This is a genomic window from Nonomuraea sp. NPDC049419 (assembly GCF_040676995.1).
Lineage (GTDB): Bacteria > Actinomycetota > Actinomycetes > Streptosporangiales > Streptosporangiaceae > Nonomuraea > Nonomuraea salmonea.
The window spans coordinates 437,204-457,285 of record NZ_JBFAQB010000006.1 but is presented as its reverse complement, the minus strand read 5'-3'; the positions used below and the strand labels follow the sequence as shown (position 1 = coordinate 457,285).

20 protein-coding genes are annotated in these 20,082 nt (G+C 72.0%); 13 read left to right on the top strand and 7 right to left on the bottom strand.

The window, feature by feature from the left end:
- The first annotated feature begins 74 nt into the window (after window positions 1–74).
- The 3 genes from AB0K12_RS21855 to AB0K12_RS21845 all read left to right on the top strand — a co-directional run bounded on the left by AB0K12_RS21855 (window position 75) and on the right by AB0K12_RS21845 (window position 3,016).
- On the top strand, window positions 75–899 hold the full coding sequence (locus tag AB0K12_RS21855) for an ABC transporter permease (RefSeq protein WP_364563902.1): 825 nt from the start codon (window positions 75–77) through the stop codon (window positions 897–899).
- Window positions 875–1,567, top strand: coding sequence for an ABC transporter ATP-binding protein (locus AB0K12_RS21850; RefSeq protein WP_364563899.1), 693 nt, complete (start codon window positions 875–877; stop codon window positions 1,565–1,567). Before AB0K12_RS21855 ends, AB0K12_RS21850 begins: the two co-directional genes overlap by 25 nt.
- Window positions 1,568–1,681: 114 nt before the next feature.
- Window positions 1,682–3,016 carry a lanthionine synthetase LanC family protein gene (locus AB0K12_RS21845; RefSeq protein WP_364563895.1) on the top strand — a complete coding sequence of 445 codons (1,335 nt, stop codon included), beginning with the start codon at window positions 1,682–1,684 and terminating at the stop codon, window positions 3,014–3,016.
- Window positions 3,017–3,035: 19 nt separating this feature from the next.
- Here the strand turns inward: AB0K12_RS21845 and AB0K12_RS21840 are convergent, their stop codons facing one another.
- On the bottom strand, window positions 3,036–3,923 hold the full coding sequence (locus tag AB0K12_RS21840; protein WP_364563892.1) for an NAD(P)-binding domain-containing protein: 888 nt from the start codon (window positions 3,921–3,923) through the stop codon (window positions 3,036–3,038).
- Window positions 3,924–3,967: 44 nt separating this feature from the next.
- Here AB0K12_RS21840 and AB0K12_RS21835 point away from each other — a divergent pair, with 44 nt between their 5' ends.
- Window positions 3,968–4,318, top strand: a complete 351-nt coding sequence (locus tag AB0K12_RS21835) for a helix-turn-helix domain-containing protein (RefSeq protein ID WP_345404343.1) — start codon at window positions 3,968–3,970, stop codon at window positions 4,316–4,318.
- A 352-nt stretch (window positions 4,319–4,670) separates the two neighbouring features.
- Here AB0K12_RS21835 and AB0K12_RS21830 read toward each other — a convergent pair whose 3' ends face one another.
- Window positions 4,671–5,540, bottom strand: coding sequence for a PaaX family transcriptional regulator C-terminal domain-containing protein (locus AB0K12_RS21830; RefSeq protein WP_364563889.1), 870 nt, complete (start codon window positions 5,538–5,540; stop codon window positions 4,671–4,673).
- A gap of 108 nt (window positions 5,541–5,648) precedes the next feature.
- On the opposite strand from AB0K12_RS21830, the gene AB0K12_RS21825 reads away from it, so the two are divergent.
- From AB0K12_RS21825 to AB0K12_RS21795, 7 genes are all read left to right on the top strand, one after another.
- Window positions 5,649–6,524: an amidohydrolase family protein gene (locus AB0K12_RS21825; protein WP_364563886.1), complete on the top strand. Its 876-nt coding sequence runs from the start codon at window positions 5,649–5,651 to the stop codon at window positions 6,522–6,524.
- Window positions 6,525–6,942: 418 nt separating this feature from the next.
- Complete coding sequence (locus AB0K12_RS21820) at window positions 6,943–7,449, top strand: flavin reductase family protein (RefSeq protein WP_364563883.1); 507 nt, start codon at window positions 6,943–6,945, stop codon at window positions 7,447–7,449.
- Window positions 7,450–7,529: 80 nt separating this feature from the next.
- Window positions 7,530–8,552 carry a 2-dehydropantoate 2-reductase N-terminal domain-containing protein gene (locus tag AB0K12_RS21815; RefSeq protein WP_364563880.1) on the top strand — a complete coding sequence of 341 codons (1,023 nt, stop codon included), beginning with the start codon at window positions 7,530–7,532 and terminating at the stop codon, window positions 8,550–8,552.
- Window positions 8,549–8,878: a metalloregulator ArsR/SmtB family transcription factor gene (locus AB0K12_RS21810; protein WP_364563877.1), complete on the top strand. Its 330-nt coding sequence runs from the start codon at window positions 8,549–8,551 to the stop codon at window positions 8,876–8,878. Before AB0K12_RS21815 ends, AB0K12_RS21810 begins: the two co-directional genes overlap by 4 nt.
- 161 nt (window positions 8,879–9,039) lie before the next feature.
- The gene (locus tag AB0K12_RS21805) at window positions 9,040–9,762 is read left to right on the top strand and encodes a ThuA domain-containing protein (protein WP_364563874.1); all 723 of its coding nucleotides are present in this window, start codon (window positions 9,040–9,042) and stop codon (window positions 9,760–9,762) included.
- Window positions 9,747–10,835: a Gfo/Idh/MocA family oxidoreductase gene (locus AB0K12_RS21800; protein ID WP_364563871.1), complete on the top strand. Its 1,089-nt coding sequence runs from the start codon at window positions 9,747–9,749 to the stop codon at window positions 10,833–10,835. Before AB0K12_RS21805 ends, AB0K12_RS21800 begins: the two co-directional genes overlap by 16 nt.
- 144 nt (window positions 10,836–10,979) lie before the next feature.
- Entirely contained in the window at window positions 10,980–12,179 is a 1,200-nt protein-coding gene (locus AB0K12_RS21795; protein WP_364563868.1) for a cytochrome P450, read from the top strand.
- Window positions 12,180–12,182: 3 nt separating this feature from the next.
- Here the strand turns inward: AB0K12_RS21795 and AB0K12_RS21790 are convergent, their stop codons facing one another.
- From AB0K12_RS21790 to AB0K12_RS21780, 3 genes are read right to left on the bottom strand one after another with little or no spacing between them, the layout of a single operon-like run.
- Window positions 12,183–13,001, bottom strand: a complete 819-nt coding sequence (locus AB0K12_RS21790) for a carbohydrate ABC transporter permease (protein WP_355428079.1) — start codon at window positions 12,999–13,001, stop codon at window positions 12,183–12,185.
- Window positions 13,001–13,942: a sugar ABC transporter permease gene (locus tag AB0K12_RS21785; protein WP_364563864.1), complete on the bottom strand. Its 942-nt coding sequence runs from the start codon at window positions 13,940–13,942 to the stop codon at window positions 13,001–13,003. The genes AB0K12_RS21790 and AB0K12_RS21785 overlap by 1 nt, the downstream gene beginning before the upstream one ends.
- Before the next feature lie 2 nt (window positions 13,943–13,944).
- Window positions 13,945–15,243 carry an ABC transporter substrate-binding protein gene (locus tag AB0K12_RS21780; RefSeq protein ID WP_364563861.1) on the bottom strand — a complete coding sequence of 433 codons (1,299 nt, stop codon included), beginning with the start codon at window positions 15,241–15,243 and terminating at the stop codon, window positions 13,945–13,947.
- Window positions 15,244–15,361: 118 nt separating this feature from the next.
- On the opposite strand from AB0K12_RS21780, the gene AB0K12_RS21775 reads away from it, so the two are divergent.
- Window positions 15,362–16,366 carry a carbohydrate kinase family protein gene (locus AB0K12_RS21775; RefSeq protein WP_364563858.1) on the top strand — a complete coding sequence of 335 codons (1,005 nt, stop codon included), beginning with the start codon at window positions 15,362–15,364 and terminating at the stop codon, window positions 16,364–16,366.
- Complete coding sequence (locus AB0K12_RS21770) at window positions 16,363–17,631, top strand: alpha-glucosidase/alpha-galactosidase (protein ID WP_364563856.1); 1,269 nt, start codon at window positions 16,363–16,365, stop codon at window positions 17,629–17,631. The genes AB0K12_RS21775 and AB0K12_RS21770 overlap by 4 nt, the downstream gene beginning before the upstream one ends.
- A 182-nt stretch (window positions 17,632–17,813) precedes the next feature.
- Here the strand turns inward: AB0K12_RS21770 and AB0K12_RS21765 are convergent, their stop codons facing one another.
- Together AB0K12_RS21765 and AB0K12_RS21760 are read right to left on the bottom strand one after the other, a co-directional pair.
- The gene (locus AB0K12_RS21765; RefSeq protein WP_364563854.1) at window positions 17,814–18,593 is read right to left on the bottom strand and encodes a DeoR/GlpR family DNA-binding transcription regulator; all 780 of its coding nucleotides are present in this window, start codon (window positions 18,591–18,593) and stop codon (window positions 17,814–17,816) included.
- A gap of 8 nt (window positions 18,594–18,601) precedes the next feature.
- Window positions 18,602–19,900 carry an alpha-glucosidase/alpha-galactosidase gene (locus tag AB0K12_RS21760; RefSeq protein WP_364563852.1) on the bottom strand — a complete coding sequence of 433 codons (1,299 nt, stop codon included), beginning with the start codon at window positions 19,898–19,900 and terminating at the stop codon, window positions 18,602–18,604.
- Between the last annotated feature and the right edge of the window lie 182 nt (window positions 19,901–20,082).

Genomic DNA, 20,082 nt, shown 5'->3' with positions numbered 1-20,082 from the left:
CTGCCGGGCACCCGCACGGTGACGACCCTTCACGGCGGGCCCCTGCCGGACACCCGCAGGAAGGAGGGCGTGAGATGACGCTGCTCGCCTCCCGGCCCGCCGCGCCCGCCCGCGTACGCGCCCGCCGCCGTCTCAGGCCGGGCCGCCCGATCAGGCTGGGCTTCCTCGTGGGCCCGCTGCTGCTGCTCGCCCTCTGGGCGCTCGCCTCGGCGACGGGCCGGCTCGACCCCCGGTTCCTGTCGGCGCCGTGGACCGTGGTCGCCACGGCCGGCGACCTGATCGTCAGCGGCCGCCTTCAGGACAACCTGCTGACCTCGGTCGGCCGGGTCGCCTCGGGACTCGCCATCGGCGTGCCGCTGGGCACGGTGCTGGCGCTGGTGTCCGGGCTCAGCCGCTGGGGCGAGGCGATCATCGACGGCCCGGTGCAGATCAAGCGGGCCGTCCCGTCGCTGGCGCTGATGCCGCTGCTCATCCTGTGGCTGGGCATCGGCGAGGGCATGAAGATCACGGTCATCGCGGTCGGCGTGCTCGTGCCCATCTACATCCACACCCACAACGGCCTGCGCGGCATCGACAGCCGCTACGTCGAGCTGGCCGAGACCGTCGATCTGCGGCGCGGCACGTTCATCAGGAAAGTGGTGCTGCCGGGGGCGCTGCCCGGGTTCCTGCTGGGGCTGCGGTTCGCGGTCACGACGGCCTGGTTGTTCCTGGTGGTGGCCGAGCTGATCAACTCCACCAGCGGCATCGGCTACATGATGGACCTGGCCCGCACGTACGGGCAGACCGACGTCATCCTCGTCGGCCTCGTCCTGTACGGCCTGCTCGGCCTGTTCTCCGACGCCGCGGTCCGCCTGGTCGAAAGGAGGGCGCTGTCGTGGCGACGGACGTTGGCGAGCTGATCCGCGTCGAGCGGCTGACCCGCGGCTACGGAGACCGCAAGGTGCTGGACGGCCTCGACCTGGAGCTGGCGCCAGGCGAGTTCACCGCGCTGCTCGGCCGCAGCGGCTCGGGCAAGAGCACGCTGCTGCGCGCCCTGGCCGGCCTGGACGGTGACGTCGCGGGCGGCGGCGCGGTGCGGGTGCCCGACGAGGTGTCGGTGGTGTTCCAGGACGCCAGGCTGCTGCCGTGGCAGCGGGTGCTGCCCAACGTCGTGCTCGGACTGGCCGGGGCCGAGGAGCGCGGCCGGCAGAGCCTGACCGAGGTCGGGCTGGCCGGGCGCGAGCGGGCCTGGCCGAACGAGCTGTCGGGCGGCGAGCAGCAGCGCGTCGCGCTGGCCCGGTCCCTCGTACGCGAGCCCCGGCTGCTGCTCGCCGATGAGCCGTTCGGCGCGCTCGACGCGCTGACCAGGCTGAAGATGCACCGGCTGCTGCGCCGCCTGTTCGAGCAGCACCGCCCGGCCGTGCTGCTGGTAACCCACGACGTGGACGAGGCCATCGCGCTGGCCGACCGGATCCTGGTGCTCGACTCCGGCCGCATCGCCACCGAGCTGCGGCCCGACTCCGGCGCCGACCCCGCAGAGGCCAGGGCCGTGCTGCTGCGGGCGCTCGGCGTCACCGGGCAGGAGTGATGGTCGCACTCGCGCGGCTACTTGAGCGGCGGCCCGGCCGGGTGGAGCATCGTGTCCACATCTGCTTCACCCGCTTTCCGAGTCTTCCTACTAAATCTATGGGAAAATGAGTTCATGAGCCTGGACGAGATGCGCGCGTCGAGTGCCCGCGCCGACACGCCGCTGACCGCCGCCATCCTGGCCGGCCGGTGGGTACGCTCGGCCGCCGTCGACGACCAGCATGGCCGCTGGTGGCAGGCCAACCCCGACACGCGCGGCGCGTCCGCCGTCACCGCCGAGCCCTGGTCCCTCTACTCGGGGGCCGCCGGGGTCGTGCTGTTCTTCCTGGAGCTGGCCGCCGCCACCGGGCACGAGGCGTACCTGGAGGACGCCAGGGCCGGCGCCCGCAGGCTCGCCGCCATCTGGCGCGAGCAGGACGACCTGACCCTCTACCACGGGCTCACCGGCGTGATGATCGCGCTCATGGAGGCCGGGTGGACGCTCGGCGAGCCCGCGTTCGAGTCCGAGGCCGCGGCCATCGCCGACCACATCGTGCGCAAGGGCACCGAGCGGGGCGACGGGGTCCAGTGGTCGCGCGATCCGGCGCAGCGCGGCGAGGGCGGCATCATCCTCGGGCTGCTGCGGGCCGCCACGCACCTCGGCGTGCCCGCGTACGAGGAGGCCGCCGTGGAGGCCGGGCTGCGCGTCGCCCGCCTGCCCGTCCCCGGCCATCGGTTCGGTGACTGCGCCGACCTGCCGGTGGACGCCGTCACGCCGGGCTTCCTCGCCGGCACGTCCGGCACCGCTTACCTGCTGGCCCGCCTGTACGGCGTCACCGGCGAGCGGCGCTTCCTCCACGCCGCGCGCAGCGGCGCCGCCTTCGTCCGCGAGGTCAGCGTCGTGAGCGGGCGCTGCGCGGTCGTGCCGCACCACGTGCCGCACGCGCGCGGCCTGCACTACCTCGGCTTCTGCTCCGGCTCCGCCGGGGTCGCGCGGATGTTCTACGAGCTCTACCGGGTGGACGGCGACCCCGCCGACCTGGAGTGGGCCGAGCGGCTGGCGCGCGGCATCATCAGCAGCGGAGCGCCGCGCCTCCGCACCGAGGGCTACTGGAACGTCGCCTGCCAGTGCTGCGGCACGGCCGGCGTGATCGAGCTGTTCGTCGGCCTGTGGGCGGCCACCGGCCGCCGGGACCACCTCGACTACGCCTGCACGCTCGCCGCCGACCTGATCGGCCGCGCCACCGACCACAACGGCCAGGGCTACCGCTGGTACCAGGCCTACCGCCGGCTCCGCCCCGGCGAGGTCACCGCCGACACCGGCTACATGGTCGGCGCCGCCGGCATCGGCTCGGCCCTCCTCCACCTCGACGCCGCCGGCCTCCCCGACCGCCCCCGCCGCATCGTGCTCCTCCCCGACAACCCCTTCCCGTCGATCCCCCTCCCCACCTCAGCCGTCAACGACGGCTGAGCACCGCATCCCGCGCGGGTCAGCGGGGAGCCAGCAGGTCCGTGATGCGGAGGAAGCCGTCTTCGCCGTGGCCGAGGCCGATCACTCTGCGGGCCAGGCCCTCCGCGGCGCGCATCACGCTCGCGTCGATGCCGCGTTCCTCCGAGGCCTGGACGATGTGCTTCATGGAGGAGGCGGCTGAGGTGATCGGGTTGACGTCACCTGGGAAGGAGCCGGTGTCCGCCTCCTGCGCGCCTGCCTCGATGAGCGGGGGCAGGATGGCGGCGATGCCCTGCGCGAAGGGCGCCAGTTCCCGCGCTGTGACGCCCTCCGCCTTGGCCAGGGCCAGCGCGTGGGCGTAGCCGGCCATGGCGGTCCAGAAGATGTCGAGCAGCGCCAGGTCGTAGGAGGCCGCCCGGCCGATGTCGGCGCCCAGGTGGGTGTGGGTGCCGCCGAGCGCGTCCAGCACCGGCTTGTGCTCGCGGTAGAGCTCCTCGGGCCCGCTGTGCAGGAACACGGCGTCAGGCGTGCCGATGGTGGTGGTCGGCGTCATGATGGCGCCGTCGAGGTAGCCGATGCCGTGCGCGGCCGCCCACGCGCCGGTCTCCCGGGCGCGGGCGGGCGTGTCGGCGGTCAGGTTGACCAGCGTGCGGCCCTTGAGCACGGAAGCGACCGCTTCCCTGCGGACGATCGCGTCGCCCGCGTCGTAGTCGACCACGCAGAGCACGGTGAGCGGGCTCGCGGCGACCGCGGACTCGGGGGAAGACGCGCCCGCCGCGCCGCGGGCGACCAGCTCGCGGTCCCTGCCCGGCGTACGGTTCCAGACGGCGACGGCCAGGCCCGCGTCCAGGAGGGCGCCGGCCAGCGCCCGGCCCATCGGGCCCAGACCGAGCACGGTGACGGCAGACTGTGGGGTGGATGCGGACATGCGTGAAGACTCCTTGATGACATGACTGAGGGTGGGATGGCGCGATGACGCGCAGCAGGGCACAGGACACGAACGTGTGCGGGGTGACCGCCGCGATCGCCGTGATCGACGGCAAGTGGAAGACGCTCCTGCTCTGGCTGCTGGAGTCAGGCCCGTGGCGGCCGGGTGAGCTGCTGCGCCGGGCGCCGGGGCTCAGCGAGAAGGTGCTGACGCAGACGCTGCGCGAGATGGAGGCCGACGGTCTCGTCCACCGGGAGGTCTACGACGTCCGGCCGCTGAAGACCGAATACTCGCTGACCCCGTTCGGACAGGACCTGGCCGACGCGCTGGCACCCCTCGCTGACTGGGGCCACCGCCGCCTCGAGAGGCTGGCCGCGACCCGGCAGGTCTCGTGACGCGCACCGCCCCGGCCTCCCCTCGAACGTCCGGCTGATCCCGGCGGCCTCCCGGCTGCCATGACTTCAGCTTCGTCCGGGGACGGCCGGGGCGGCAAGTACCCACAAAAAGGTGGGTATCAGGCGCACGCCCTGACCCCTGCCACGCCGTGCAGCTTCCAGCTCGCCGCTCACCGTGCAGCCGCCTCCATCGACGGCGCGTCGCCGTGGCGGGTGTTCTGGACGATCGTGCCGCCTCATCGCGCCGATCATCGGGCTCTTCTTCCTGCAGCGCCGCTTCATCGATGGGGTGACGCTCACCGGCATCAAGAACTGATACATGGCGGTGGTCGGGCGTCGCGCGGGCGTAGTGCTAGGTGCGGGTGGCGGCCTCGTCGTCCATCGACTCCCACGCCGCCTGCGCCCGCCGGTGCCAGCGGTTGCGCAGGTCGTGGAAGACCGTTGCCGCGCGCGGCCCCGGCCAGTCGGGACGCAGCAGCTCGGCCGGCAGGTCGGGGTCGAGGAACGGGAAGCGCCGCCACTCCTGGATGAGCTGCACCTGCGCGGCGAACACCGCCTGCTCGGAGCCGGCCGTCTGGAGGGCGGTGAAGCGGTCGATGAAAGCCAGGTAGCGCTGCTCCACGTCGTCGAGGTCCCAGGCGGCGGCGATCAGCGCCCCGGGGTCGCCGATGCCGGTCGCGGGTCCCGTCCAGGCGAAGGCCCGGTCGCCGAGCCCGAGCTCAGTGATGACCTCGCGCACGGCGGTCTCCTTCGAGGCGTCCGGCACCACCCACAGACCGGGGGAGGGGGAGCCGAGGCCGAGCCAGGTGAGCCGGGTGCGCAGCCGGTGGCGCAGCCGCCGCTGGGCCTCCGGCACCCCGGCGGTCAGCACCAGCCAGCGGCCGTCCCAGTCGTGCGGCCCGCGCATGAAGCCATAGATGCGCTCGGCGCCCTCGTGCAGCAGCCGGTCGCCCGCCGGTGTCAGGCTCCAGCGCACCCTGCGCCCGTGGCGGGCGGGGGAGAGCAGCCCCTGGGCGGCGGTCCGCGACAGCGCCTGGCGGGCCGACTTCTCCTCCACGCCGAGCGCCCCGAGCGCGGCCACCAGCGTGCCCGTCCACACCTCGCCGCCGCGCGGCAGCACGAACTCGCCGAGGATCGTCAGCAGCAACGCGGGCGCCCCCGCCGCCTCGCGGGCCCGCCCCGCCGGCGTCGCGATCTCCAGGGCCTTCGCAAGCTCGACCACGTGTGCTCCTCAGCCGGAACAACTTACTACAAAAATCTGACGATACCCGCTTCTGGCGTCGAATGTCATGGCTGAACTTCCGGCACCGCCGAGCGTAATGTACGGGACATGCTCGACGGCCGCCCGCTCATCGACGCCCATGTTCACGTGCCCGTGCTCGGCACGCTCAAGCCCGCCTGGCTGAGCTGGGCCCGGAGGTTCGGCGCCGACGGCGTGCTGGAGGCCGTCTGGGACGCCGAAGGCCGGCCCCGCCCGGGCAGGCTCGACGCGTTGTTCGCCGCCGAGGGCGTGGACGTGGCGCTGCTGATGTGCGAGTACAGCCCCAAGGCGACCGGCCTGCAGGAGTTCGAGGACCTGCTGCCGATCGTCGAGCACAACCCGCGCAGGTTCCGCCCGATCGCGAACGTCAACCCGCACCTGCACCACCCGATTGCCGCCGAGGCGCGCCGCCAGCTCGCACTCGGGGCCGCCGCGCTCAAGCTGCACCCGGTGCACGGCGGGTTCCGCTGCGACGACGCCGCGCTCTACCCCGCCTACCACGTGCTGGAGGAGAGCGGTGTGCCGCTGGTCGTGCACTGCGGCACCAGCTCGTTCCCCGGCTCGGCCAACGAGAACGCCGATCCGGCCTTCCTCATCCCGGTCCTGCGCGACTTCCCCGGGCTTCACGTGGTGCTCGCGCACGGCGGGCGCGGCTGGTGGTACGACGCCGCCGCGTTCCTCGCGCTCGCGCACGACACGGTCTGGCTGGAGTTGTCCGGCCTGCCGCCCAAGCGGCTGCCCGAATACTACGCCCGCTACGACCTGGCCCGCCTGGCTCGCAGGTGGATCTTCGGCACCGACTGGCCCGGCGTCCCCGGCACCGCCGCCAACGCCCGCGACGTCGCCGCCCTGCTCCCCGCCGAGGCGCCCGATCTCGTCGCCGCGGTGCTCGGAGGCAACGCCCGGCGGGTCTACGCAGGACTCCCCGATCCATTTCCTGCATAACAAGTAGGAAATATTGACTTATCGGGACGCGCGGCTTAGCGTCGAAGACATGAGCCAGGGCTTCCTCCTGACCGCGCGCCCCCACGTGGACTTCTGCCACGTCGCCAGCGCGCAGTGTCGCTGATCACGGACCACCGCCCGCGGCGTACCGTCGCGTTCTCCCTCGTCCCCCTCGTGCTCCGGCGTGGCCGACGCCGTCCACGCTCCCGCTGACGAACCCGTACACCGCGCTCGCGCACCACACCGCCAGGACGCCGCGCGCGCACGCCTTCCCTGTGAGGAACGATCCCGTGATCCCATCCCCGACCAGCCCAGCACCGACCAGCCCAGCACCGACCAGCCCAGCACCGACCAGCCCAGCACCGACCAGCCCAGCACCGACCACCACGCCCCGCGACCAGGAAGGGAGGGTCCGGGCATGACCGACACGATGCCCGGTCGCGCCGTCGGCGCCGAATCGTTCCGCCGGGCACTCGCCGTGCACGCCAGCGGCGTCGTGGTGATCACCGCCCAGAACGACGGCGTCCCGGTCGGCATGACCGCCACCTCGTTCTCCTCGGTCAGCCTCGAACCGCCGCTCGTCTCCTTCTACGTCGACCAGTCCTCCACCACCTGGCCCTGGCTGCGCACCGCCGACCACTTCGCCGTCAACATCCTGTCCGGCGACCAGGCCGACCTGGCCGCCAGGTTCGCCCGCAAGGGCATCGACAGGTTCGCGCCGCCCACCCGCTGGCGGCCTGGACCGCTCGGCGCGCCGCTGCTCCAGGACGTCTCCGCGCACCTGGTGTGCCTGCCGTACGAGACCGCCGACGTGGGTGACCACGTGCTCGTCGTCGGCCTGGTCGCCGACGTGCGCACGCACGGCGACGGCCGGCCGCTCCTCTACCACCAGGGCCGCTTCGGCCGGTTCCACCCCGAAGACTGAGCGCGTCCGGAGCTGGATGTGACCGTTTACACCACCGGCCGCCTGCCGGACGCCTGGCGCGCTCCCCGCGGGTGTGGCCGATGGCCTGCAAGAAGCAGGTGCACCTGGCCGCGCGCTTCCCCGGCGTCAACAACACCACCGTCCGGCTATCCTTCATCTATCCGAATATTTGGATAGATGAGGAGACCATGGTGAAGGTGCTGGTCGTCGGGGCCGGGGCGTTGGGGCAGGTGTTCGGGGTGCGGCTGGCGGCGGGCGGCGCCACAGTCGGGTACCTCGTACGGCCGGGGCGGGAAAGCTGGGCAGGAGGTCCGCTGTACCGGCTCAGGCGGGGCAGGGCGCCGGTGCACGAGCGGCTCGAACCGTACGAGGTGATGAGCGAGCTGCGCGACGAGCACTGGGACATGGTGTGGTTGTGCGTCGACTCGACCGCGCTGCGCGGCACGTGGACGGCGGCGCTGCGCGCGGCGACAGGCGCGGCGACGGTGGTCACCATCGGTCAGGATCCGGGCGACCTGAGCACCCTCGCCGAGGTCTGGCCGCGGGAGCAGATCGTGCAGGTGATCCCCACGCTGCTCGCCTACCAGGCGCCCCTGGGGAGCGAGGTGCCGGGGCCGGGGGTGGCGTACTGGGTGCCGCCGGGCTCGGCGATGGGCGTCGCGGGGGAGCGCGCCCCGCGGGTCGTGGCCGCGCTGCGCGCCGGTGGCCTGCGGGCCAGGCGGGTGACGCGGGCCGGTGCGGCCGAGCTGACCGCCGCCCGCATGATCCCGTACATCGCCGCGCTGGAGATCTCCGGCTGGCGGCTGCCCCTGAAGGGGGCGCGGCTGCGCGCCGCCGGCGCCGCGGCGAGGCAGGCCGTCGCCGTGGTGTCCGCCCGGCACGGGCGGCGCGCGCTCGCCTCGGTTCCGTCGTGGGCCGTGGGGCCGGCGTTGCGCGTCCTGCCCTGGTTGCTCCCCTTCGACCTGCGCCGCTACCTGGAGGTGCACTTCACGAAGGTCGGCGCCCAGACGCGGCTCATGCTGGCCGGCTGGATCGCCGAGGGCGAGGCCAGGACGCTGCCGGTGGGCGCCCTGTCCGCCCTGCGCGGCGCGCTGCCGGCATGAGCGGCCCGATCGAGAGGGGGGACGTGGCGGCGCTGTTCGCCACGACCCGGCCGCTGTTCACCGCCCTGGGCGACGAGCGCCGCCAGGAGATCGTGGTCTTCCTCCTGGAGGCCGCGGCCCCGCGCAGCGTCGGCGACATCGCCGCGCACCTGGAGCTGTCGCAGCCCGCCACCAGCCACCACCTGAAGATCCTGCGCGAGGCGGGCCTGCTGAGAGTGCGGCGCAGCGGCGCCCTGCGCCTGTACGAGCTGGACGCCGCCGCCTGCCCCGGCCTCCTGACGCCGATGCGCGACCTCATCACGAAGATCATCACCTGCTCCTCCTGACGGGGGCCTGCAGTGGAGGATCCTCGTGTCCCCGGCGGACGGCCCGGGCGCGAGGCTCGCCAAAATGGGGGGTGGGGGTTTTGGGGGAAGTCAGACAGAATTGGCGAAGTGTGCCGCTATTTGAGAATTGGGCGGTGCACGACCGATTTATGGTTCATCGAGTGATTGGCGATTGCATGGCGGGCGAGCACACGCGCAAGGTCCTCGTGGTACGAGGCGGTTGGGAGGGCCACGCTCCGGTGGCGGCCACCGACCTCTTCGTGCCCTTCCTGGAGAAGAACGGCTTCGAGGTGCAGCTGGCGGACAGCCCTGCCCCGTACGCCGACAGCGCACTCATGGCCGAGATCGACCTCGTCGTGCAGTGCTACACGATGGGCACGATCGAGGCGGACCAGCTCAAGGGCCTGCGGGCGGCCATCGAGGCGGGCACGGGGATGGCGGGCTGGCACGGCGGCATCGCCGACTCCTTCCGCAACTCCTCCGACTACCTGCACCTCATCGGCGGCCAGTTCGCCTGCCACCCGGGCAAGCACCCCGACGACCCGGACGCCGGCACCGAGCGGCACAACTTCGTCCCGTACACGGTGAACATGCTGCCCGAGGCGGCCGCGCACCCGATCACGCAGGGCATCGAGGACTTCGACCTCGTCACCGAGCAGTACTGGGTGCTGACCGACGACTACATCGACGTGCTGGCCACCACGACGCAGAAGGTCCGCCCGTGGGACCCCTGGCACCGCGAGGTGACCTCGCCGGCCATCTGGACCCGCCGCTGGGGCAAGGGGAAGATCTTCGTGGCGACTCCCGGGCACAGCCTGGACGTCCTGGAGCAGGACAGCGTGCGGACGATCGTCGAGAGGGGCATGCTGTGGGCCAGCCGCTGACCGTCGGCATCGTGGGCTGCGGCGCCATCTCGGCCCAATACCTGACGACCATCGCCCGCCTGCCCCAGGTCCGGCTGGTGGCCGTGGCCGACCTCGACCCGGAGCGGGCGCGGGCGGCGGCGGAGCCGTACGAGGGCGTCGAGGTGCTGGACGTGGCCGAGCTGCTCACGGACCCGCGCATCCAGGTGGTGATCAACCTCACCATCCCGGCCGCGCACGCGGAGATCGCGCTGCGGGCCATCGCGGCGGGCAAGGACGTCTACTGTGAGAAGCCGCTGGCCGCGACGGGCGAGGACGCCAGGCGCGTGCTGGAGGCCGCCGGCCAGGCCGGGGTGCGGGTGGGCTGCGCGCCCGACACCGTGCTCGGCACCGGCATTCAGACGGCCAGGGTCGCCATCGACGAGGGGCTCATCGGCCGTCCCATCGCGGCCACGGCGACGATGATGACGCCCGGCCACGAGCGCTGGCACCCCGACCCCGACTTCTACTACGTGCCGGGCGGCGGGCCGCTCCTGGACATGGGCCCCTACTACATCAGCAGCCTGATCACCATGCTCGGCCCGGTGGCCACGGTCATCGGCGCGGCCAGCAGGACGCGGGCCAAGCGCACGATCGGCTCGGGGCCGCGTCAGGGCGAGGCGATCCCGGTCACCGTGGACACGCACGTCACCGGCGTGCTCGTGCACGAGTCGGGCGTGCTGTCCACGCTGGTCATGAGCTTCGACGCGGTCGCGACCCGCGCGCCCAACATCGAGGTGCACGGGGAGCGGGGCTCGCTCGTCGTCCCCGACCCCAACCGCTTCGACGGGCCGGTGCTGCTGACCAGGCTGGGCGACCAGGCCGCGCGGGAGCTGCCGGTCTCGGCCGGGTACGCCGAGGCGGGACGCGGCGTGGGCCTCATCGACTTCCTGTCCGAGCGGGAGCCCAGGGCGGGCGGCGCGATGGCGTTCCACGTCCTGGACGTCATGGAGTCGCTGCTCGCCTCGGCGCACTCCGGCCGTTCGGTGGACGTCGAGAGCACCTGCGAGCGGCCCGCCGCCGTGGCGTTCGGCGACCCCGCCACGCGCGAGTAGAAAACCTTCGAGCGATCCCGGCCGGGCCCGGTCACGGCCGGGATCGCGGGCCACCGCGGGCGGACCCGCCCGGACCCGCCCGGACCCGCCGTCGCGCCCGCCGCCTCCCGGACGTTTAATGAGGTCAGGGAGGAGACCTAGCTGATGACTGAAACCGCGGCGGAGATGCCCGTCTACATGCGCCGCTCGACCTTCACCCCGGATCCCGACCTCGCGCGGATCCGCGAGGAGGAGGGCGTGCGCAAGGTCAGCACCTCGTTCGGCATCGACGTCTGGATGGTGACCAGGTTCGCCGACGTCAGGGAGGTGCTGGGCGACCCCGCGCGGTTCAGCAACGCCCGCCAGCCCGGCCACCGGCCGCCGGGCGCGCCGGAGTTCAGCGACGACGAGGTGCGGCGCATGCGGGCGGGCAACCTGCTGATGTTCGACCCGCCCGAGCACACGCGGCTGCGGCGCATGCTCACCCCCGAGTTCACGATGCGCCGCATGCGCCGCCTGGAGCCGCGCGTCAAGGACATCGTCACCGCCCACCTCGACGCGATGGAGGCGGTGGGGCCGCCGGCCGACCTGGTGTCGGCGTTCGCGCTGCCGATCCCCTCGCTGGTGATCTGCGAGCTGCTCGGCGTCCCGTACGAGGACCGCGACGACTTCCAGCGCCGCAGCGGCACCACGCTCGACCTGTCGCTGCCGGTGGACCAGCGGGTCGCGGCCCAGCTGGAGTCGCGCGCCTACATGACCGAGCTGGTCGGCCGCGCACTCAAGGACCCCGGCGACGACCTGCTCGGCATGCTCGTCCGCGAGCACGGCGACGACCTGTCCGCCGACGAGCTGATCGGCATCGGCGGCCTGCTCCTGCTGGCCGGCCACGAGACCACATCCAACATGATCGGCCTCGGCACGCTGGCGCTGCTGCGCCACCCCGACCAGCTCGACCTGCTGCGCAAGGAGCCCGAGCGGTGGGGCGCGGCGGTCGAGGAGCTGCTGCGCTGGCTCAGCATCGTGCATTCGGGCACGTTCAAGGTGACCACCACGGACGTGGAGGTGGCGGGCGTGCGCATCCCGGAGGGCGAGCTGGTGGTCTGCGTGCTGCCGGCCGCCAACCGCGACCCCGCGCTCGTGCCCGACCCCGACCGGCTCGACATCTCGCGCGGCGAGATGGGCCACGTCGCCTTCGGCCACGGCGTGCACCACTGCCTCGGCGCGCCGCTGGCCAGGATGGAGATGGGCATGGCCTTCCCGGCGCTGTTCGAGCGGTTCCCCGGGCTGCGCGAGGAGGGCCCGCCCGCGGAGTTCCGCTCGTTCAACATCGTGTACGGCCTCACCTCGCTCCCCGTCGCCTGGTAGCGCTCAGCCCTTGAGCCCGGTGAACGTCATGGTGGCGACGAACTGCCGCTGCGCCGCGACGAACCCGACGATCAGCGGCAGCGTCGCCACCACGTTCCCGGCCATGAGCAGCGACCACTGGGTGTGCCTGGTGCCCTGGAAGTTGGCCAGGCCGAGCTGGATCGTGTAGTTGCTCTCGTCGCTGATGGCGATGAGCGGCCAGATGAGGTCGTTCCACGAGCCGAGCAGGGTGAAGACGGTCAGCGTGGCCAGCGCGGGCTTGGCCAGCGGCAGCACCACCCGCCAGAACACGCCGAACGTCGTGCACCCGTCGATGCGGGCGGCGTCCTCCAGCTCGGCGGGCAGCGACAGGAAGAACTGCCGCATCAGGAAGATCCCGAAGGCCGACGCCAGCCACGGCACGAACGCCGCCGCCAGCGTGTCGATCAGGCCGAGCCGGCTGAACATCACGTACGTCGGGATCATCAGCAGCTGCGTCGGGATCATGATGGTCGCCAGGATCATCAGGAACCCGGCCTGCTTGCCGAAGAACTTCAGCCGGGCGAAGCCGTACCCGGCCATCGAGCAGAGGATCAGGTGCGACACGACCGCGACGGCGGCCACGATCACGGTGTTGAGCAGCCACAGCAGCGCCGACGACTGGCTGAACAGGCCGGCGAACCCGTCGAGGGTCAGCCGGCTCGGGATGAAGCGGGGCGGGAAGCGGTTGATGTCGCTGTCCGGCATGAACGCGGTCAGCACCATCTGCACCAGCGGCAGCGCGAACAGCAGCGCCAGCGGCATCAGCAGCAGGTGCCACGGGCTGAACGGCAGGCGTCGCATCAGAAGGCCTCGATCTTGCTGCGCCGGGAGTAGAGGATCATCCCGACGGTGATGAGCATGGTGGCGGCGAACAGCCCGTACGCGACGGCCGAGCCGTAGCCGAACTTCGTGAGCTTGAACGCCTGGGTGTAGACGTAGTAGACGATCGTCTGGGTGGCGCCGAGCGGGCCGCCCCTGGTGGTGGTGAAGACCAGGTCGAACAACTGCAGCGCGGTGATCGTCTGCCAGATGGAGGTGAAGACGGTCACCGGGCCGAGCTGCGGCATCGTGACGTGCCGGAAGACCTGCCAGCGGTTGGCGCCGTCCATGCGGGCCGCCTCGACCACGTCCTTCGGGATGTCCTGCAGCGCGGCCAGATAGACCACCACGGTGAAGCCGACCTGCCCCCACAGCGCGATCAGGCAGATCACCGCGAGCGCCTGCGACTGGCTCTCCAGGAACTGCTGCTGCGGCAGGCCGAGCGTGCGCAGGACGCTGTTGGCGGCGCCGTACTGCGGGTTGAAGACGAAGTTCGCCAGGATGCCGGTGGCCGCCGCCGACGCCACGAACGGGATGAAGATGCACGTACGGTAGAAGCCGACCAGCTTGATCGGCCGGTTCAGCGCGACGGCGACGAGCATGCCGAGGAAGATCGACGCCGGCACGAACAACACCGTGAACACCAGCGTGTGCCGCACCGCCGCGAGCAGGTCCGGGTCCTGGGCCATGAGCTCGTAGTTCAGCCAGCCGATCGGCTTGGCGGGGGAGATGCCGTTCCACTTCTGCTGCGAGATGAGGAACGCCCACACCGCCGGGAAGATCGACAGGCCGACCACGAGCACCGTGGCCGGGCCGGCGAAGCCCCATCCGGTCAGGGTGCGGTGCAGCCACCGCACCCTGACGGACGGCGGTGCCGAGGCGTGGGCGGCCGGTCGCCGGCGCCCGGCGAACAACACCGACATCGTCAGCCCCCGGCCAGCGCGACGGCCGACTTCTGCGCCGCCTCGTCGAGGGCCTGCTTGGGCGGCGCCGCGCCCTGCATGGCCTTGGCGATGGCCTCGCCGACGTGCCGCGACATCTCCACGTAGCCGCTGACCGTGGGCCTGGCCTGCTTGGCGTTGGCCAGGTTGGCGACCATCTTCTCGGCGCCCGGGTACTCCTTGACGTACTTCTCGTACTCGGGCAGCTCGGTCTCGGAGGTGCGCAGCGGCAGGTTGCCCTGGGTGAGGTTCCACTGGGCGTCGCCCTCGGCCGAGGTGAGCCACTTGATCAGCTCGAACGACCAGTAGGCCCGGTTGGCGTCGCCGTTGTCGAACAGCGTCCACAGGTCGGGGCCCGAGACGGTCTGGTGGTCGCCGTTCGTGCCGGGCAGGAAGGCCACGCCGTAGTCGGTCTTCTTCTGTTTGAGGTCGTACAGCGACCACGGCCCGTTGATGATCATGCCGATGCGGCCGTCGGCGAACAGCGGCGCGTAGCGCTCGTCGGTCTGGTCGAGGTAGACGCTCTTGTCATCCACCGCCATCGCCCGCAGGAACTCCAGCGCCTCCACCCCGGCCTGCGAGTTGAACGCGGCCTTCTTCTGGTCCGGCGACAGGATGCTGCCGCCGCGCTGCCACAGCAGCGGCCAGAAGTGCCAGGTCGTGTCCTCGGAGGCGCTCACCGAGTACGCGGTGCCGTAGATCTTCTCCGCCGGGTCGGTCAGCTTCTTGGCCGCCGCGCGGAAGTCGTCCCAGGTCCACTCGTCGGTCGGGTACGCCACGCCCTTGGCGTCGAAGAGCTTCTTGTTGTAGAGCAGCGAGAGGTTGTCCACGATCGCGGGGAAGCCGATGACCTGCCCGTTCGGCGTCGCGGTCGAGCGGGCCGCCTGGGGGAACTCCGCCCACTTGACCGCCGGGTCCTTCACCTTCTCGGTCAGGTCGAGCGTCTTGCCCGACTCCTGCAGCTGCGAGGCCCAGCTTCCGAAAGCGTAGGAGATATCGGGGTAGACACCGCTGGCGAAGCCGGCGGAGAGCTTCTGCAGCAGGTCGTCGGTGGTCGAGGCGCCGGAGGAGACCTCGATCGTCACGTTGGGGTGCTGCTGGGTGAACTTCGCCGCCAGCCCTTCGAGGACTTTCTCGGCGTCCGCCGTCTGGCCCGTCCACCAGGTGAGCTTCACCTTCGCCTGCGGGTCCACCGTCTTCGCGCCCTCCTGCGCCGACCCCCCGCAGCCCCCGGCCGCCAGGACGATCGCCGCGACCAGGGCCGCCGCGGTTCTTCTTCGCACTGTGGATGCTCCTCCCGGAATGATTGGAGCCAATCATGGTTACTTTCGAAGTCTTGTCAATACCTTCGAAAAATCGCAAGACTTGACAAGCTTTCACAACACCTGAAACGGTGCCGTGGTGTCCAGAACGACCTTCGACCTGCTTGTCGTCGGCGACGCCAACCCGGACGTGATCGTCTCCGGCGCGCCTCGCCATCCCGAGTTCGGCCAGCGGGAGCAACTCGTCCCCGCGGCCGGCCTGGTGCTCGGCGGCTCCGGTGCGATCACCGCGTACGGCGCCGCCCGGCTCGGCCTGCGGACCGCGTTCGTCGGCCGGGTGGGGGACGACCCCGCCGGGGCCTTCGTCCTGGACGCCCTGCGCTCCGGCGGCGTCGACGTCTCCGCCTGCGTCGTCGACCCCGACGTGCCCACCGCCATGACCGTGGTGCTCGTGGACGGCGACGACCGGGCCATCCTCACCGCCTCCGGCTGCCTCGACCGGCTCGGCGCCGGCGACGTGCCGCGCGGGCTGCTGGAGCGGGCCGCGCACGTCCACGTGTCGTCGTACTTCCTCCAGCCGCGGCTCGCCGCCGGGCTCGCCGGGCTGTTCGGGCTGGCCAGGGCGGCCGGGGCGTCCACCTCGCTCGACACCAACGACGACCCGGCGGGACGGTGGGCGGGCCTCGCCGAGGTCCTGCCCGTCACCGACGTCCTGCTCCCGAACGAAGCCGAAGCCCTCGCCATCGCCACCACCGTCGCCACCACCGTCGCCGGCCCGCCACCGGCCGCCGGCGAGCGCGGAGTCGACGCTTTTGGCGAGCGCGGTGATCGCGGCGAGCCCGATCCGCTGCTCTGGGCCGTACGGGAGCTGGCCGCACTCGGCACGCTGCCCGTCGTCAAGCGCGGCGCGCTCGGCGCTCTCGCCTTCGCCGACGGAGAGCCCGCCGAGGTGCCCGCCACCCCCGCCACCGTCGTGGACGCCGTCGGCGCCGGAGACAGCTTCAACGCCGGCCTGCTCGCCGCGCTCCTGCGCGGCCTGCCGCTCAAGCAGGCCATGACCGTGGCCGTGACCTGCGGCACCCTCTCCACCCGCGCCGCCGGGGGCACCGCGGCCCAGCCCACCTGGGAGGAAGCAACCTCATGAAGAAGATCGTGTTCGTCGGGGCGGGAAGCGTCGTCTTCACCCAGGGGCTGCTCGCCGACCTGGTCGCCTTCCCCGAGCTGCGCGGCATGCGCATCGCCCTGCACGACATCGACCCCGAGCGCCTGGAGGTCGCCGAGGCCGTCGCCCGCCGCATCACCGGCGACGCCGCCGCCGTCACCGCCCACCTCGACCGCCGCGCGGCGCTCGACGGCGCCGACTTCGTCATCAACATGGTGCAGGTCGGCGGCTACGACGCCACGGTGACCGACTTCGAGATCCCCGCCAGGTACGGGCTGCGCCAGACCATCGCCGACACCATCGGCGCCGGCGGCGTCTTCCGCGCCCTGCGCACCTTCCCCCTGCTCGACGCCCTAGCCGCCGACATCCGTGCCGTCTGCCCCGACGCGCTGCTGCTCAACTACACCAACCCGATGGCCATGAACGTCTGGTACCTGTCGGGCAAGGTCAAGAACGTCGTCGGCCTCTGCCACTCCGTCTACTGGACCATGCGAGGGCTGGCCGACCTGGTGTCGGTGCCGTACGAGGAGATCTCGTACGTCGCGGCCGGCGTCAACCACCAGGCGTGGGTGCTGCGCTTCGAGCGCGACGGCGAGAACCTCTACCCCCGGCTCGACGCCGACGACCCCGAGCTGCGGCGGCGGGTCAGGATCGACATGTACCGGCGGCTCGGCTACTACCCGACCGAGACCAGCGAGCACTCCGCCGAGTACGTGCCGTGGCTCATGCACCACGACGGCGAGCTCGACCGGCTGCGCATCCCCGTCGGCGAGTACCTGCGGGTCAGCGAGGAGAACGTGGCCGAGTACAAGCGCACCCGCGACCTCGTACGCGGCGGGGGCGAGCTCGACATCGCCGGCACCGACGAGTACGCGCCGCAGATCATCCACAGCATCGTCACCGGCACGCCGCGCGTCGTCTACGGCAACGTCGTCAACGACGGCCTCATCTCGAACCTGCCGCCCGGCTGCGTCGTCGAGGTGCCCTGCGCGGTGGACGCCACCGGCGTCCGCCCCACCGCCGTCGGCGCGCTGCCCCCGCAGTGCGCGGCCCTGAACAGGGCTTACGTGAGCGTCAACGAGCTGACGGTACGGGCGGCGCAGGAGGGCGACCCCCGCCTGGTCAGGCACGCCCTGATGGTCGACCCGAACACGGCCGCCTCGCTCACCCTCGACGCGATCTGGTCGATGGCCGACGACCTCACCCGCGCCCACGGCGATCTCCTGCCAGAGGCGCTTCGCGCCTGACCGCCTCCCGGCGGTGAGGCGCTTCGCGCCTGCCTGACCGCTCCCGCCTGGCGTCTGATCCCCGCCTGGCCCGCCGCCTGCTCCGCGCCGGCTTCGGGCCCCGCCCGCCGCCCTGGGCCCCCGCCGCGACCAGCGGGGCCCGGGCACCGGGAACGGCCGGCGAGGGCGCCCGATGGATCTGCTCAGCGGGCGACTTCGACCTCCAGCCCCTTGTCGCGCAGCGCGGCCACGCACTCAGGATCGGCCGACTCCCCGGTGATCAGCAGATCGATCTCCCCGATCGCGCAGATGGGCGCCATCTCCACCACACCCAGCTTCGACGCGTCCGCCACCAGGATCTTCCTGGCCGCCGCCCGCAACATCCGCTGCTTCATCTCGGCGTCGGGCAGGCTCACATTCGTCACCCCGGCCACCGGATCGACCCCGCCGCAGCCCAAAATCACCGTGTGCGCCCTGATCCCCTCAAGCAGCTTGCCGCCCAGCGGATCGACCAGCGAATGCTGCTGGCGGCGCAGGCTCCCGCCGGTCACCACGACCGAGATCCGGGGCAACGCGGGCTCCAGCTCCAGCGCCGTACGCAACCCGTTGGTGAACACCGTGACCTCGGACAGCTCCGAGCGCGCCACCAGCTCGCGGGCCACGTAGGACGTGGTCGTGCCCGCCCCCATCAGCACCGACTCGCCGGACGTCACCAGCCGCGCCGCCACCTTGGCGATCAGCGACTTCTCCACCGCCGCCGTGCCCAGCGACAGCTCGAACGACGGCTCCACATGCGGGGCGGGACCGGCCGCCATCGCCCCGCCGCGCACCCGGCGTACTCTGCCCTGCTCCTCCAGCGCGTCGAGGTCGGCGCGCACGGTCACGCTCGACACCCCGAACGCCTCGGCCAGCTCCGCCACCCGCGCGAACTCCTGCTCGGTGAGCAGCGCCAGCATGCGCTCGCGGCGCACCTCCGTCGGCATCGACTCCATCACGCACGGACCGCCGGAGGCAGCAGGTCGCCGTGCGCCTCGATGAGCTCGTCGCACAGCGCCTTGATCGCGGGCAGCGGCAACGTGGCGGCGGTGTTGGGGTCGAGCATCGCCGCATGATGAACGTGCGAACGATCACCGTCGAGCGCCGCCCGTACGGTCAGCTCCACCACGTTCAGGAACGTCCTGTTGAGCGCGGCGAGCTGCACCGGCAGGTCGCCGACGGCCCGCGGCCGCGCCCCCGCCGCACCGACCACCGCCGGCACCTCCACGCAACACCCCTCAGGCAGGTTGCCGATCAGGCCCCGGTTGGCCACGTTGACGTAGATCTCCTTCTCCTCGCCGGTCAGCATCGCCAGGATCATCGCCGCCGCCGGCTCCTGGTGCTGCCACCGGATCAGCAGCGGGTGGCCCGCCGACAGGGCGCGCCGCGTCTCCTCGTACAGGTGCAGGCTCTTGCCGACGCGCCGCAGGTATTCCTCGACCGGCACGCCCAGCCGGGCGGTCTCGCCGGGGTGGCGCATGATCCAAGGGACGTACTCGGCGGCATGCTCGCTCGACTGCGTCGGGAAGTAGCCGAACGTACGGTAGAGCTCGGCGCGTACGTGCCGCCGCAGTTGCGGGTCGGCCTCCAGCACCGCGTCCAGCTCGGGATAGAGCGACCGCCCGCCCGCCTCGAACCGCAGCACGAACGACTGGTGATTGAGCCCGGCGCTGAGAAAGCTCACCTCATCCTCATCGCGCCCCACGAGATCCGCCAGGTAGGCGTGCGTGTCGCACACCGCGTGGCACAACCCGGCGAACCGCTCGTAGCCGGTCGCCTCGTGCACCGCCCACCCGGTCATCGCCATCGGGTCGCTGCAGCTCAGCAGCCACGCGTCCGGGCACTCGTCGGCCATCTGCCGCGCCAGCTCGACCAGCACGGGGATGGTCCGCAGCCCGCGGAAGATCCCCCCGATGCCGATGGTGTCGCCGATGGTCTGGCGTAGTCCGTACCGGTGCGGGATCTCGAAGTCCCGCAACGTCGCCTCGAACCCACCGATGTCGAGATGACTCACCACGAAATCGGCACCCCTGAGCGCCTGCCGCCGATCGAACACGCTGCGGATCTTCGCCTCGGACCCCGCCTCCGCGTCGATCGCCCGCACCAGCCGCTCGGTCGTCACCAGCTTCCCGGGATCGTCATCATGGAGCACGATCTCCAGCTCGCCCCGCAGCCCGGACCCCAGCACCAGCGCGGACACCACGCGGCGCGTCAACTCCACGTCACCGACCCCGATGAACACGACCCGCGCCATTTCCGCAGTATCCCACGCCCCGCCAGGTGAGAAGGCGGGCCCAGCCGCCCAACGGGACAGTCGCCTTTCGGGTGAGGCCGGTGAGCCGGACCGGTCGGCTGGGGCTGGGCTTGAACGTGGGCTGGGGTGCTGGGTTCGGGTCGAGTACAGTGCCCGCCAACCCCAGCCCCCAGCGTGACAAG